Source organism: Paenibacillus sp. MZ03-122A, assembly GCF_024213325.1.
GTDB classification, from domain to species: Bacteria; Bacillota; Bacilli; order Paenibacillales; family Paenibacillaceae; genus Paenibacillus; species Paenibacillus polymyxa_B.
The window spans coordinates 460,989-474,910 of the sequence record NZ_JANAVI010000004.1; the positions used below are offsets into that span (position 1 = coordinate 460,989).

Sequence of the window (13,922 nt, forward strand, 5' to 3'; positions counted from 1 at the left end):
GGCTAAAAATGCTTGATATTATTGGGTGTTTATACTTCGTCCGGACAAGCTCCTTCGCTAGTTGACTCTCTTGGATTGAATTTATTTTCCTACATACTCATCCAAAAAGCGATCTACTCTTTTGAAATACTCAATGGGGTAATGGTTGATGGCATCGATGTGCTCCGTATTTTGCGGGTACCATACTTCTGCTTTTGGGTTATCTTTTAAGGACTCGTAAATAATTTCTGTATTTTTATAACTAATTTGCTGATCTCCAGTACCATGAATGAGCATAACTGGCTTGTCTTGCATCTTTTTTACCGCATCCATAGGTGATATGGAATCAAGATCAACCTTAAAGGTCCAATTTGCCATCCATGTCGATGTATAACTAAATGGAAACGCAGGTAAACCTGAAAAGAAGGGCAAACCCTCTCTCAGAAATAGACCAGCATTACGAAAAGGACTATCCGCAATTACGGCTTTGATGTCATCACTTTCACTTGCGGCTAGCAAAGAAGTAGCAGCACCCATCGAAAAGCCGATAACTCCAATCTTATCACCCGTATGGTCTCTGGATTTTAAATAGCTTACAGCTCCTAGCAAATCGTATTTTTCATTGAAGCCCAGTGTAATCAAATCACCATCGGATCTACCTTGTGAGCTGAGGTCAAATGACAATACATTGTAGCCTTTCGGAACGAAATGCTCTACTAACTTTTGGGTCCGCCCTTTGACTAAACGATTGCTTGTATATCCATGGACGACAATAATTGTCTTATTACTTGATTTACCAGAAAGACCACTTGCAGGAAAGAAGGAACCTCTAATCGTATTATCATTTTTCAAACTCTTGAACTCGACCTCTTCGTAGGGAGTTTTATCGATATTCAATCCGTAGCTGACATTAGTGTCTCTAGGATGGTGCAACAAGGTGTCTACTACTTTATAAGATATAAAAAATACAAGAGCCATCACAAGCAAAAGCACGATCCCTAAGCTCCATAAAATTTTCTTTCGTTTTTTCACACGAACGTTAAATGTCAGCTCGGGTTGTAATGATGCCTGACTCATTCAGACTCCTCCAGTTTTTCTTTAGGTTGTATGGGGGCGAACAAATAAAAGGCATGCCCCTTCAGATTTTCCCACTCAGGATGATGAATAATACTTTCTCCAAGAGTTAAGCCCACTCCATTTAAGAAAGAGATATAGGCACGAGAGATCATTGCTGGAGAAAAGCTTTTGTTGAATTCTCCCATTAACTGTCCCTTGGCATAGACGCATTCGATCGCATCTGTCATTACCTTTATACTTTCAAGGACCTTCTGTGTAAGTTCAGGGAATCTTATTCGTTGTCCTAAGACAGATTGAACAAGCCGCAATTCATTTATATAGAAGTAGATATGGTTGAATTGTTCTGCCACCATGTTCTTAATCAATACACCCGGCGTCCCCTCTTGTTGTAGACAAGCAAGCGATTTCACCTGAATATCAGCAAGCGGCTCAAGGACAGCGGCGTAGTATAAAGCTTCTTTGCTGGGGAAATATTGAAAAATGGTTCCAGGAGTCACTCCCACACTCTGCGCAATGTTAGCCGTTGTGGTATTAGAATATCCACTTTCTGCGAACAGGACAACAGCTTCTTCTAGGATACGTTTACGCCGCTCCAGTCTTTTTTCTTCATTAATAGGTCTTGCCAAATGTATTTCCCCTCTCTTTAAACTAAACTTTTATTAATTAAATGATTGGTTATTTAATTAATAATATATCTTAAATTACGACTTATAACAAGAGTGAATTTATCTTACTTACTAGCAGGATGAACCTTAACAAATAAAAACCCAAAAATGCGCCTCCGGCTTGTTTTTATCAGATTATTTTGGATGAATACAGTGAAAGCTTTCGACCGGGAAAGGCACCAAGCTGGCAACATTTGCAGCCCGTTGTATAGAAAATGAGATCCTGATGCATTTACGTTCCCTGAAAAAAACACGCAAAGACGTATCTCTCCGCGATGCTATAGGGACTGATAAGGAAGTCACGAATTGAAAAGCGCGCTCTGATGAAGTTGTACCATCGTAGTGGTGAGTCAAAATTTTCGTACGATGACTCTATTAGAAAATTTGTTTATACTTTAACTACTTAATAGTGAATGCAATGGAATGAGGTGGAGCTAATGATTCTGGTAAGTTCGTGTTTAGCGGGCATGCAGGTACGATATAACGGGACGGATAGCCTGGATGTACATATTCAAAAGTTGGTAGAGGAAAAGAAAGCTGTGACGATCTGTCCTGAGCTTTTGGGGGGCTTTGTGACTCCGAGAGAGCCTGCTGAGATTGTTGGAGGGACAGGCGAGGATGTGCTGAACGGCACAGCTAAGGTGGTCGAGTTCTCAGGCAACGATGTTAGCGATATGTACATTAGAGGTGCATATGAAGCCTTGAATATAGCCAGAGAGGTTAACGCAACACTTGTTGTTTTAAAAGAAAACAGCCCGTCCTGCGGATCAGCAGCAATATATAATGGGTCATTCGAAAATCGTAAAATAGCAGGTAACGGGGTAACCTCGGCTTTGTTAAAAAAGGAAGGCTTTAAGGTCATATCGGAAGAACAAATATCAGATATTTTCTTGGATTAGAATATGTAAGGGTAGATCAAGCGCCTTGCTAGCTTACAGGCTTATACCTGCGAGCGCAAGACGCTTGTTTGTGCTATGTGCCGCTATACGATTAGACATCACATTATTTAAGCTTTAATGCAAGAATTCCTAGGTATTCCTTGAGGGCTGTTCCGGTTGTAGACATGGCCCCAGCAGACGGCGAGAGCTTGCCAGCATACAGTGACAGCTTTTCACTTGCTAGATAGTCGGTAGGATAAGCTATGACCTGCATGCCTGCACGCTGAAATTCCAGTGTAGCACGTGGCATATGGAAAGCGGAGGTCACCAGAACAGGTCTAGTGAGTTGATGTTTTCCCAAAATTTGCGATGTATATACGGCATTTTGCTGTGTGTTCAAAGAACGGTTTTCGATCAGGATATCCTTTGCCGGAATACCGAGTCCTAGCAGCTGCCTTTGCGCAATATTCGCTTCATTTCCACTGTCTCCAAACACTTGCCCGCCGGAGAAAAGAATGGGTAAGCCTGTTGCTTCGTGCAATCTGGCCGCAGTGAGCAGTCGATTGGCTGCAGATCCTAGCAGATTGCCTTGTCCATTGATGTCGGGGGTTCCCTGTGTGGCTCCGCCCCCAAGTACGACAATGACATCGCCTTGAACGGTACGGGGTTGTGGGTACTGTTTTTCCAGGCTACTGATTAACAAATCTCCAGCCAGATTGGTCGAGGAAATATACAGCAGCAATGTGACAAGAAGCAGTACGACCGCAGGTATACGTGCCCTTTTCCATAGCCAGATCACGAGTCCTGCCATCACGAGGATGAACAAACCGGGAGGGAGCACAAAGCTGTACAAAAATTTGATGATATAAATCAAGTGCAGACAACCTCCTATCCTTATAAGCTTTATAATTCTTTTTGGTATATTGTAACATAGGCAAAAGACTGGATTCCTCTGTCCGAAGACATACCTCGATGAACAAGCGGGCATAAAAGGTGGAGCTTTCCAATACATATTTTTTGTTTGATAAAGTTGTTCTGTAGGCGTAGTATATAAATCTAGTGATTTTTTTCATAGAGGAGCGATAGCGTCATGGGAGAGTTAACGACAGCCAAGCGGATGCTGATGATCGCGCTACTGGTTGTATTGTGGGGCATTTCTTGGCCCATTTATAAAGTGGCATTGGAATTCACACCTCCATTGTTGTTTGCAGGGCTACGTACACTGCTGGGCGGTCTGCTATTAGGAGCAATTTTAGTACCGAGATGGAATCGCATTCGTTGGAAAGAAAATTGGCGGGTGTATGCTATTTCAGGTATTTTTAACGTGGTACTGTTTTATGGCCTGCAAACAGTGGGACTGATGTACGTCCCCTCCGGCTTGTTTTCTGTGCTGGTATATCTCCAGCCTGTGCTGGTCGGTATTTTTGCATGGATGTGGCTGGGAGAAGCGATGTCCAGACTCAAGGTGATTGGATTGATCATCGGATTTTTGGGCGTTGCAGCTGTCAGTGTGGGCGGATTTTCAGGGCATGTGGCTGTGGCAGGTGTAATCATCGCCATTATTACTGCCGTGAGCTGGGCATTGGGAACGGTATATGTGAAAAAGGTAAACCAGCGTGTCGATTCGCTGTGGCTGGTTGCATTTCAATGTACACTGGGAGGCATCGTGCTGACGGGAGCTGGAACGGTGACGGAAAGCTGGTCAGATATCGTATGGAACGTCCCGTATGTGTCAGGGCTGATATTCGGCACGGTGCTGGGAATTTCACTATCATGGCTGCTGTATTTCACGCTGGTCAATTCGGGGGATGCCAGTAAGGTCGCTTCCTATACGTTTTTGGTGCCTGTGATTTCAGTATTTGTCAGCTCGTTGGTGCTGGGCGAAGCGATTACGGCTTTCCTGCTTATCGGGTTGATCTTAATCGGGCTTAGCATTTATTTGGTTAATCGCAGAGCGAGAGTAGTACGACAAGCTTGAGCGTAGTAGTTGAAACAAAGAAATTGAAAGATAGAACTCGAAACATAGAATTTGAAACAAAGTAACAACAAGGGACTCTTGCACAATAGCAGGGTCCCTTTTTATATGCCGACAGGTGATACAGTTAAGTGGATTATGACATACCGAATTCGAGAGTTTAAGGGGTTTCCTCCCTGGGGAGTTGGTTAAAATTATGATATGGATGACAGCATACAGCCAAGCTAAGAAGGGAGATGCGGACGATGGTACGAAAATTATTGATCACAGGTGCGGCAGGTACAATTGGGAAAGTATTGTATGAAGGGCTACAAGCGGAAGGTAAATATGAAATAACCGCTGCTGATGTGAAGAGCGATGAAGAGGCAGGGATTGTGGAAATGGATATACATGATGCTGCACGACTGGATGAGCTGACGCGTGGAGTGGATACGGTACTGCATTTTGCATGGATCAAGGATGAAGGGGATTTTCTCGGCAAAGTGCTGTCTGGCAATGTAAGCGGAGCCTATAAGCTGTATGAAGCTGCGGTCAAAAATGGGGTAAAGCGCATTGTTTTTGCCAGTTCCAATCATGCCACAGGGTTTTATAAAGTAGGCGAAAGTATAGATGTTGAAGATCCCTACCGACCAGACAGTTTTTATGGATTGAGTAAGTGCTACATTGAACTGTTGGGACGACTGTATGCCGATCAGGGCAAAATATCTTCAATGAATATCCGTATCGGAAATTTTCCTGGGGATGATTGGCCCCATTCTGAGCGCGCCGCTCATATTTGGATCTCCGAGCGCGATATGATCCGTCTGACCGTCTGCTGTATCGAAGCTCGTCCAGAGATAAGCTATCTTAATTTGTACGGTACGTCAGCCAATACGGATAATTATTATGACATTGGCTACTTGGAAGAACTAATCGGATATAAGCCGCAGGATAATGCCGCTGAGCTGCTGGAGCAGGCCAAGAAAATCGGATTTCGGGTGAAACAGGATGAAACCACTTTTCAGGGTGGACAAAAGGAATAGAGTAGATCGTTCAAATATGCTTTGTGAATGGGCTCAAGGCGTCGATCAGGCGCCTCATATTACATAAAACTTCACAAATATCCGAAATGTTCACTCCTCCGGACACTCCTTTGTTCATGAAGCATAAGAGGCTTCACTTTTCATTTTGAATGCGCTTACATAAAATACACTTATACGGCGGCGGTGCTACAAACCTTGCTGTCGGCAACGTATACAGAGGGGGAGTGACTCACATTGAATCAGCCTATGCCCAAAAATTCTGCAATGCTTGCAACGGATTCCCGCCTGAACGGTAAGAGGCTGGGAACGGGTAGAAAACACGGTTTTTTCTATGAACTGTTCCGCAATCGGGTATTATTTCTGATGTTGTTGCCCACTTTAATTTTTTTCTTCATTAACTCCTACATTCCTATGGTGGGTATTTATTATGCATTTACCCAGTTCGACTTCAATACCAGCCTGTTTGATGCCAAGTTCGTCGGACTCCAAAATTTTCGCTTTCTATGGCAATCCGGCACGCTGACAAAACTGACATTGAATACGGTCGGATACAACGCAGCGTTTATTTTACTCGGCAACGTGTTAGCGATTGTTCTCGCTATTTTGCTGAATGAGCTGCGAGGCCGCTACTTTAAAAAGATCGCTCAATCCGTGATGTTCCTGCCTTATTTTGTTTCTTTCGTTATTCTAAGTGTCATCGTGTATAACATATTTAATTATGATAATGGTTTTCTGAATACGCTGTTGCTGCAACTTGGTGGTGAACGCGTGGATGTATACAACAAACCATGGGTATGGATTTTCCTGATTATCCTGTTCTATTTATGGAAAAATCTCGGCTACAGTATGGTGATCTATCTGGCAGCAATTACAGGGATCAGTGACGAATATTATGAGGCAGCTAAAATGGATGGAGCTAATATTTTCCAACGAATCTGGTACATTACCGTTCCGATGCTTAAATCGACATTCGTTGTGCTGCTGTTGTTTGCGCTTGGTAGTATTATGAAAGGACAATTTGATCTTTTCTATCAATTAATCGGCAACAATGGGGTGCTGTACAATACGACGGATATTTTGGACACTTATGTGTACCGTTCCTTGAAAGTGACTTTTGATGTGGGTATGGCTTCGGCAGCAGGCGTGTACCAATCCTTGTTCGGTTTTGTACTGATCATGACCGTGAACTACATCATCCGCAAGTTGAACGACGAATATGCCTTATTCTAGAAAGGAGGACCCAAACGGATGGCGATCAAAGAGGATGTATACACTCGAATTTTTAAAATCATCTCTTATGTGATTATCATTATTGCTTCCATTGCTTGTTTACTCCCGTTCCTACTTATTATTTCGGCTTCACTGACCAGTAATGAATCGATTATCAGGGATGGATATCACTTTATACCACAGCAATTCTCACTAGAAGGTTACCGGACGGTGTTCACCTTTCCTGAAGAGGTGTTAAGGGCGTATGGGGTGACAATTTTTACCACGGTGGTAGGCACGACGTTGGGCCTGTTCCTGATGACGATGGCAGGATATGTGCTGGCACGCAAAGATTTTAAATACCGCAATGCGTTTTCATTCTATATATACTTTACGACGCTGTTCGGAGGCGGGTTGGTACCTTGGTACATTATGCTGACGAAGTATTTAGGATTGCTTGATACGTATACAGTGCTTATTTTCCCGGGATTGATGACTCCGTTTCTGATCATTTTGATGAAAAACTTCATTCGTTCTTCCATGCCGGAAGAACTGTTCGAGTCCGCTAAAATTGACGGTGCGGGTGATTTTAAAATTTACTATCGAATTGTGCTACCTTTATCTACACCGGGTATTGCCACTGTGGGGCTGTTTTTGGCCTTGGCTTACTGGAATGACTGGTTCTCATCCTCACTCTTTATTAACGATCCGCATAAATACCAGTTGCAATATTATCTGTATAATGTAATTAACTCCATGCAATTTATCGCTCAAATGGGTGCAGGTACTGGTGTGTCTCTTTCCAATGATATGCCGACAGAATCGACCAAAATGGCAATGGCGATCGTGGTTACTGGACCCATTTTGCTGCTGTACCCGTTCATTCAGCGTTACTTTGTCAAGGGACTGACCATAGGCGCGGTAAAAGGCTGAAGCGGCACTAAAGGGCTTTGATGGCATAACGTGCTGACGGTATGCCATCAAAGCAGCACTTTTTGTAAGCGTTTTAATAAACAGACTACCATTTCAAAGGGAGGATTCACATGACATTCACAAAGAAAAGAAAACAACGCATGTCCATCCTGATTGCAGTAATGGTCATCATGGCGCTATTAGCCGGATGTGGAGGCGGTAGCGGAAACAGCGCACAAAAAGCAAATGGAGAGGATGATAAATCCCAAAAAGTTCAGCTGCAATTTTATATGCTGGGGGATGCTCCTAAGGATCTGTCTACCATTGAGGCAGAGATTAATAAATTGGCGGAAAAGGATCTGAATGCCACCGTCAAATTTAACTATACGACGTGGACAGACTGGGATCAAAAATATAAGCTGTTATTGTCTTCGGGTCAGCCTATCGACCTGATATTCACTGCAGATTGGACGCAGTATCAGGCCTATGCCAAGAAGGGCGCATTCCTGCCGCTAGACGATCTGCTGCCTAAGGTTGCACCTGCCTTGCAAAAATTTGTACCTCAGGACATGTGGGATGGAGTTAAAATTGGAGGCAAAATTTATACCGTGCCTGGCACGTATAAAGAGTATGTCACTAACGGTTTTGTATGGCGTGAGGATTTACGAGAGAAGTACAATTTGCCTAAACCGACAGATATCAAAAGTTACGAGGCTTATATGGATGGGATACGTCAGCATGAGCCAAATATGAAAACCGTATCTCTGAACAGCGATATCAAGGGAAATCTGCATGACCGATATACCGAATTAGTAACGAAGAGTGTAGGTGCCTTGCCTTATGGCATTGGCATTAAATATGAAAAACCAACAGAGGTTTATAAATATTGGGGCTCGGATGAACAAAAGGAAGAGCTGAACACTTACAAACGCTGGGCCGATAAAGGATTCATTCCCAAAAACGTATTAAACGTAAAAGATACGCTTCAGGATCAAGTGACTTCTGGCAAAGCAGCGAGTATTTTCGGTGACAATCCAACCCGGTTTAATGATATGGTCATTAAGCTCAAAGCATCTCACCCGGACTGGAAGCTCGAGTATTACCCATTCCCTTTGACGACAGGTTATGCAACTCCAGTGCATCCGATTCACAACGGCTTTGCAATTCCAAAAAGCAGCCCAAATCCGGCGCGCGCATTAGCTTTTTATGAAAAGCTTGTGACGGACAAACGCTATAACTTGCTCACGCAATATGGTATTGAAGGCAAAAATTACGAAGTCAAAGATGGTTACTATCATATGATTGGTAGCGGCAGTTCTAATGGATTTTCACGCGAAGGTATGAACAGTTGGGCTTGGCGTAACCCGGAATATATGCTGTTTGATTCAGGCTTTGACCGTGTGAAGAAGATATTTGCTGAGCTGGATAAAATCCAGAAGCCTGACCTGTTTACCGGGTTTGCAGAGGACTACACAACCTACCAAGCTGAAAAAGCGGCTCTAGAACAGGTTGAGAAGCAATATCTGTATCCGCTCCAAGCTGGGCTGATCGACAATGTAGATCAAGGCTTGCAGACCTTCTTGCAAAAGGCAAACCAAGCTGGTTTGGAAAAAATTCAAACAGAATATACAAAACAATGGGAAGCTTACGTAAAGGAGAAGGGTATTAAATAAAACATAAAGATTTATGATAAAGAAGAAAAGCAAGTCTCCAGAAAGTTGGAGGCTTGCTTTTTTAATGTCAGTTTATGTTTTTAGGAGCAATGTTCCGTTCTCAGAGCTGTCGTGTAGAGCAGTCTACTTATTGCGCATTTGCTTTAGAACGACGAAAATCTGTCGGTGTTACGCCCAAGCTACGCTTGAACATGCGATGGAAATAAGAGCTGCTCGCAAATCCGGTTTGTTCTGCTACGTCAGCTACAGACCAGTCGGTCTGTTCCAGCAGCTCACAGGCCTTGCGAATACGGAGTTGTTGGATGACGTCCACGATGGTAGACATGGTCTGCTGCTTATATAGTCTGCTGACATAGATCGGCGACATATCCAGCTCTTCCGCAAGCTGATTGAGACAAAAATTGGGATCCGTATAGGCTTGCTCTATTCGTTCATTGATTTGCCGCACCAATCGTTCCTGCTTCGTGTTTCGTTTTTCCGATAGACTGGAGCGAATATGATCAAAGACCAATTGATAATGATCAATAAGATTCTCAGCGGTCTCTAACCGATCTGCGGATGGTAATTCAGGTTTAGTTTCTATAGCAAATCCATTGAGCTCACTGATATGCCGAACAGCATTATTCACACTCATGATGAGCCGGGATATTGCCACTTGAACAGAGGAAAACGGATATTTTTCCATATGCATCAACAATTCTTTGAACATACGGTGTGCATCCTCCGTATGACCAGACAGTAGCGTATCTAGCATTTTTTTCTCTTTATCGGCTGGATATACGTAAGTATTTTGGATATCCTCGTCTGTAGTGTTTTGCGCATTAATAATGCATCTGTGCCCCTGAAAAAATCGGTGCATAGATGCGTCTTGTACCTGGCGGTACAGCAGATGAAGCCGTTCTGGTTGGCTCGTGATGGCACTGTAAGTCAGTGAAACGCTCAGCTTCAAATATTCAAAGCAAGCTTCACGTATTTGGCGTAATAAGGTTTCTAGCAGTACAGTGTCTGTATGTTCTGCGGGATCGAGAATGTTAAGCATCAGCAGTACACTGTCCTCATCCATATCAACGGTCTCCACTTGGTACGTCTGTCCGCATATTTCAGAAGCAATGTTCATGATTGCAAACTTATAGGGTAGCAGATCAGGTCCACGTTCGCTTTGCCATCGGGTATATTCATCTATGCGCAGCAGCACAAGGCGGGAGTCTTTGTCGAACTGGAACGTAATCCCAAGCTCGCGCAATCGTTCCGGTTCTTCACCGGCAGGAAGATTTCGGATTCCTCGGATTACATTCCGTAAAATGTTTTGCCGGATCGTGTACATACTGTTTCGTTTCTCCGATTCCAGTGAATTCATATGCACAACAATTTGGCCAATAGGCGTATACAGCATTTTGGACAGCAGCCACGAAGCCACGAATCCTGCCAATGCAATGATGGCGGCTATCAGTAACATCGCATTACGAATAACACTCGCCATTTTGATAACGCTTTCATACGGTGTGACACTAATATACTGCCAACCTAGTCCGTCCGGGGAGGTGTAGGAAATGAGTGATCTTTTTCCATGAAAGTCTTCTACAAAATAGCCTGTTTCTTGTTTTTTGACTCTCGTGTGCAACCATAACTGCTCTTTTTCGTTCAAAGTTTCGTCTGTCAATGTTGTACCAGACAACAGCCTGCCCTGATCGTCTAAAATATAAGCGGTCCCGCCTGAGATTGGATTCGCCGCCATTTCCTTGTTCATCCAGGCCGCCGACACATTCACAATCACAGCCGAATTTATCGCTTCGTTCGTGTTAATTGCGTCATAACATAAATACGTATAAGCTGCGATATCTGGGCTTGCTTGCTCTACTCCAGCTCCGGACTCTGAGGCCGACAGCAGCGGATATGTGCGTGGAATAGGCGTAAAGGGTTTATAGTCCTGATAATGATCCAGCACGCGAATGATATCTGTATCAGCAAGTTCATGTTTGCTGAATAACCCGTTTTGACCTTGTGAGGACGCAATGTAAAAGGTGCCGCTTTTAGGGTTAAACACGTAGATGGATTCAATATACGGCATGGAGTTAAGATAATTGTTCAATTCGGTCATGGCAGCGGTTACATCATATACATTAGGTTTTGAATAATACAACAATTTGGACAGGGTACTGCTGCGATACATTTGGAATGCCAAAGATTGAGCAATAGATGTCATGTTAATAACCTCTTTGCTTCTCAACGTCAAGCTGTTGTGATTGGCCTCGAATGCCTGCTCCTTTTCCACGCGAATATAGTAAAAATAATACACAGTGGTGGATACCAGCAACGTTAGCGTAATACATAACGTAATGCTGACCAGCAATTTGCTGTGAAGCTTGTGATGCTTTTTGAAATTGCTCATACGAACAGGCCTCCTGTCTGTGTGCACGTAGCTGTAAAGTACACCCTATTTATGTATTCATTATACGTATGTTCTTATGAACAGGACAGTGAACAAACCGATTCTTTGTAAAAAATAATGATTTTTTCGCAAAAAGGCCAGGAACACTTATACGCATTGGATTGCGTCGGTTCCCGGCCGGGTTTGTGTATTCAAATAAAAGAAGGAAAGATGACGGTACTGCAATTAGTCAGGAAATTGAACGTTACCATTAACGATATAGGCTCCGCCTGTACCATTTTCCGCTAGAGCTGGGATTGTATCGTTTAGCACGACACCGCGAATGTCCGTAATCCGTATTTTCAGAGGTTGTTTTCCTAAGTTAGTACCTAGAAAGTGGTTGTAATCCTGTTTTTCGAGATTGAGCCATTGTCCGTTTTGTTGGACTTCCATCTTCAAGACCGGATATTTATGATTGCGTACTTGAATGGCTGCCCACCATTGGCTGCTGCCTTCTTTAATGCGGTAGGAGACATTGCCGTTAACCGGAGCTTTGACAACTTTCCACGAAATATTAATTTTTCCGTCTATTTGATTGCCAATCAGGTTGAACGCGTTTGGGGACAGATCGAGTGCGCCACTTGGACCTTCGGGGTAAAGATCAGTTACATATACGGTTGTTTTCCCTTTGGGACCTTGAACTTCCAAATAGGCTCCAGCTAATGCAGCTTTGATTCCATTATAATTCAGTTGTGTGCGATTAAGCGCTGTAATTTTGGCATCCGAAGGGATGGGATCAAGCAGTAATGCCCCTCCAGAGTAACCTGATCCTGTATATGTGGCGTACCCCGTGTATGTATCATTCCAAGCAGCAGAAGCGGGAAGGGCGAATAATACAAGACTTAGCAACGATGTTAGACCGATGGTTTTGAACTTTCGGAACGTCGATATTTTTTGCATAACATTTCCTCCTTATTCATTTAATAGATTCATATAGTAAATATAAACACTATATTACCTAATATTTCAAATTGTACAATAGGACTTTGAGGCAAAAAGAAAATATTGAAGATGTTTGTCAACATACTCATAGGCCATATGGCGTGTTTTTTTAAGAAATGGTTGTACAGATAAAGAACAAGGGGAGGATTAAGTAATGAGGACGAAAATAGGACTTTTGGATGAAGTCTTTTAAATAGAATAAGCGAACTATTGTTCTCCTTTTGTTTGTCGTATACAATCGAATCATGCTGATTCAAATGGAGTGATGTTGAACTCTGTTGTATGCTACAACGAAAGGATGTTTTGCACCATGATGGGAAGAGCCCATTTGATTATTGGAACCGGGGTCTCCCTGTCGGTATTAGCTTTAAGTGGATACGAAGTGACCCCGGCTGCCGTGGTAGCTGCTGTGGTCGGTTCACTGTTGCCGGATATTGATGAGCCTAACTCCATGCTCGTGAGCCGTGCGCTGCCAACCAAAATGCTTAGGCTTATACAGCTTCTAATGATTGGGGCTGCTGGTTGGGTATTTTTCACCCGTTTGGCTCCACCGCCATGGAATCTTGTTTTGGCTTTGCTGATGATCAGTGCTTCTTTTATGCCTTCACGATCCATGCGCAAGGTTATTATCTTTCTAATTGGTATCGGCCTAGCCTGGTATGGAGAATCATATGCACCGTGGAATTATATCGCCGGGTGTCTGCTGATCATTTGTACGTTAGTCCCACATCGGGGGTTGACACATACGGTATACGGGACAGTCGCATGGACTGCGTTGCTTTATGGTACGACACGTTTGCACGGTGACAGCATATGGCTGGCTGGAGGTCTAGCGTACTTGCTGCATTTACTGGCAGATTCCTTGACGAATAATGGAATTAAACCTTTGCCGCCGTTCAAATGGAAGCTGCGATTTAAATTGATGAGTACCGGAACCCGGAAGGGAGCTAAGATAGAAAACGTCTGTATTGCTTTAACTACTGTACTTGTAGTGATTGCTTTGCTTCGTTATAAGCATTTGATTTGATATATTCTATCTTTTGTTTCTATTAAATTAAAAAAACAGTCATTGCACGTTGTACGTGTCTGAACTGCACCCCATTTGTTAGACACGACTAACAATGGAGGTGCAGTTTTTTTGCCTAAATTCAGTTTAGATGAG

General features: G+C 43.3%; 12 protein-coding genes. 7 read left to right on the forward strand and 5 right to left on the reverse strand.

The genetic code is table 11. The features are described 5' to 3' along the window. Positions 1–81: 81 nt before the first annotated feature. Positions 82–1,056 (reverse strand): alpha/beta hydrolase, encoded by a 975-nt coding sequence (locus NLX74_RS12130; RefSeq protein ID WP_254328861.1) that lies wholly within the window; start codon positions 1,054–1,056, stop codon positions 82–84. Further along, positions 1,053–1,682: a TetR/AcrR family transcriptional regulator gene (locus NLX74_RS12135; RefSeq protein WP_254328862.1), complete on the reverse strand. Its 630-nt coding sequence runs from the start codon at positions 1,680–1,682 to the stop codon at positions 1,053–1,055. The genes NLX74_RS12130 and NLX74_RS12135 overlap by 4 nt, the downstream gene beginning before the upstream one ends. Positions 1,683–2,158: 476 nt before the next feature. Here NLX74_RS12135 and NLX74_RS12140 point away from each other — a divergent pair, with 476 nt between their 5' ends. Beyond that, positions 2,159–2,620 (forward strand): 2-thiouracil desulfurase family protein, encoded by a 462-nt coding sequence (locus NLX74_RS12140; RefSeq protein WP_254328863.1) that lies wholly within the window; start codon positions 2,159–2,161, stop codon positions 2,618–2,620. Positions 2,621–2,723: 103 nt separating this feature from the next. Here the strand turns inward: NLX74_RS12140 and NLX74_RS12145 are convergent, their stop codons facing one another. Continuing rightward, positions 2,724–3,473 carry a YdcF family protein gene (locus NLX74_RS12145; protein ID WP_254328864.1) on the reverse strand — a complete coding sequence of 250 codons (750 nt, stop codon included), beginning with the start codon at positions 3,471–3,473 and terminating at the stop codon, positions 2,724–2,726. Positions 3,474–3,689: 216 nt separating this feature from the next. Between NLX74_RS12145 and NLX74_RS12150 the strand changes: the two genes are divergently transcribed. The 5 genes from NLX74_RS12150 (at position 3,690) to NLX74_RS12170 (ending at position 9,390) form a co-directional block, all read left to right on the forward strand. Continuing rightward, a complete protein-coding gene (locus NLX74_RS12150) occupies positions 3,690–4,577 on the forward strand; it encodes a DMT family transporter (protein WP_254328865.1) in 888 nt (295 codons plus the stop codon). Between the two features lie 242 nt (positions 4,578–4,819). Continuing rightward, entirely contained in the window at positions 4,820–5,596 is a 777-nt protein-coding gene (locus NLX74_RS12155) for an NAD-dependent epimerase/dehydratase family protein (protein WP_254328866.1), read from the forward strand. A gap of 234 nt (positions 5,597–5,830) precedes the next feature. Next, positions 5,831–6,826 carry an ABC transporter permease gene (locus tag NLX74_RS12160; protein ID WP_069290040.1) on the forward strand — a complete coding sequence of 332 codons (996 nt, stop codon included), beginning with the start codon at positions 5,831–5,833 and terminating at the stop codon, positions 6,824–6,826. Between the two features lie 18 nt (positions 6,827–6,844). Next, a complete protein-coding gene (locus NLX74_RS12165) occupies positions 6,845–7,738 on the forward strand; it encodes a carbohydrate ABC transporter permease (protein WP_061830389.1) in 894 nt (297 codons plus the stop codon). 110 nt (positions 7,739–7,848) lie between these two features. Next, entirely contained in the window at positions 7,849–9,390 is a 1,542-nt protein-coding gene (locus NLX74_RS12170; RefSeq protein ID WP_254328867.1) for an extracellular solute-binding protein, read from the forward strand. Between the two features lie 127 nt (positions 9,391–9,517). Here the strand turns inward: NLX74_RS12170 and NLX74_RS12175 are convergent, their stop codons facing one another. Together NLX74_RS12175 and exlX are read right to left on the reverse strand one after the other, a co-directional pair. Then, positions 9,518–11,779: an AraC family transcriptional regulator gene (locus NLX74_RS12175; protein WP_254328868.1), complete on the reverse strand. Its 2,262-nt coding sequence runs from the start codon at positions 11,777–11,779 to the stop codon at positions 9,518–9,520. 225 nt (positions 11,780–12,004) lie between these two features. Then, positions 12,005–12,718 carry an expansin ExlX gene (exlX, locus tag NLX74_RS12180; RefSeq protein WP_061830386.1) on the reverse strand — a complete coding sequence of 238 codons (714 nt, stop codon included), beginning with the start codon at positions 12,716–12,718 and terminating at the stop codon, positions 12,005–12,007. Positions 12,719–13,070: 352 nt separating this feature from the next. Here exlX and NLX74_RS12185 point away from each other — a divergent pair, with 352 nt between their 5' ends. After that, on the forward strand, positions 13,071–13,787 hold the full coding sequence (locus tag NLX74_RS12185; protein ID WP_254328869.1) for a metal-dependent hydrolase: 717 nt from the start codon (positions 13,071–13,073) through the stop codon (positions 13,785–13,787). Positions 13,788–13,922: the final 135 nt, after the last annotated feature.

What these genes read in the sequence shown, in the direction of transcription:
- NLX74_RS12140 (WP_254328863.1), top strand. Translation starts at nt 2,159, where the DNA reads ATGATTCTGGTAAGTTCGTGTTTAGCGGGCATGCAGGTACGATATAAC.
- NLX74_RS12175 (WP_254328868.1), bottom strand. Translation starts at nt 11,779, where the DNA reads ATGAGCAATTTCAAAAAGCATCACAAGCTTCACAGCAAATTGCTGGTC.
- NLX74_RS12150 (WP_254328865.1), top strand. Translation starts at nt 3,690, where the DNA reads ATGGGAGAGTTAACGACAGCCAAGCGGATGCTGATGATCGCGCTACTG.
- exlX (WP_061830386.1), bottom strand. Translation starts at nt 12,718, where the DNA reads ATGCAAAAAATATCGACGTTCCGAAAGTTCAAAACCATCGGTCTAACA.
- NLX74_RS12165 (WP_061830389.1), top strand. Translation starts at nt 6,845, where the DNA reads ATGGCGATCAAAGAGGATGTATACACTCGAATTTTTAAAATCATCTCT.
- NLX74_RS12170 (WP_254328867.1), top strand. Translation starts at nt 7,849, where the DNA reads ATGACATTCACAAAGAAAAGAAAACAACGCATGTCCATCCTGATTGCA.
- NLX74_RS12185 (WP_254328869.1), top strand. Translation starts at nt 13,071, where the DNA reads ATGATGGGAAGAGCCCATTTGATTATTGGAACCGGGGTCTCCCTGTCG.
- NLX74_RS12130 (WP_254328861.1), bottom strand. Translation starts at nt 1,056, where the DNA reads ATGAGTCAGGCATCATTACAACCCGAGCTGACATTTAACGTTCGTGTG.
- NLX74_RS12155 (WP_254328866.1), top strand. Translation starts at nt 4,820, where the DNA reads ATGGTACGAAAATTATTGATCACAGGTGCGGCAGGTACAATTGGGAAA.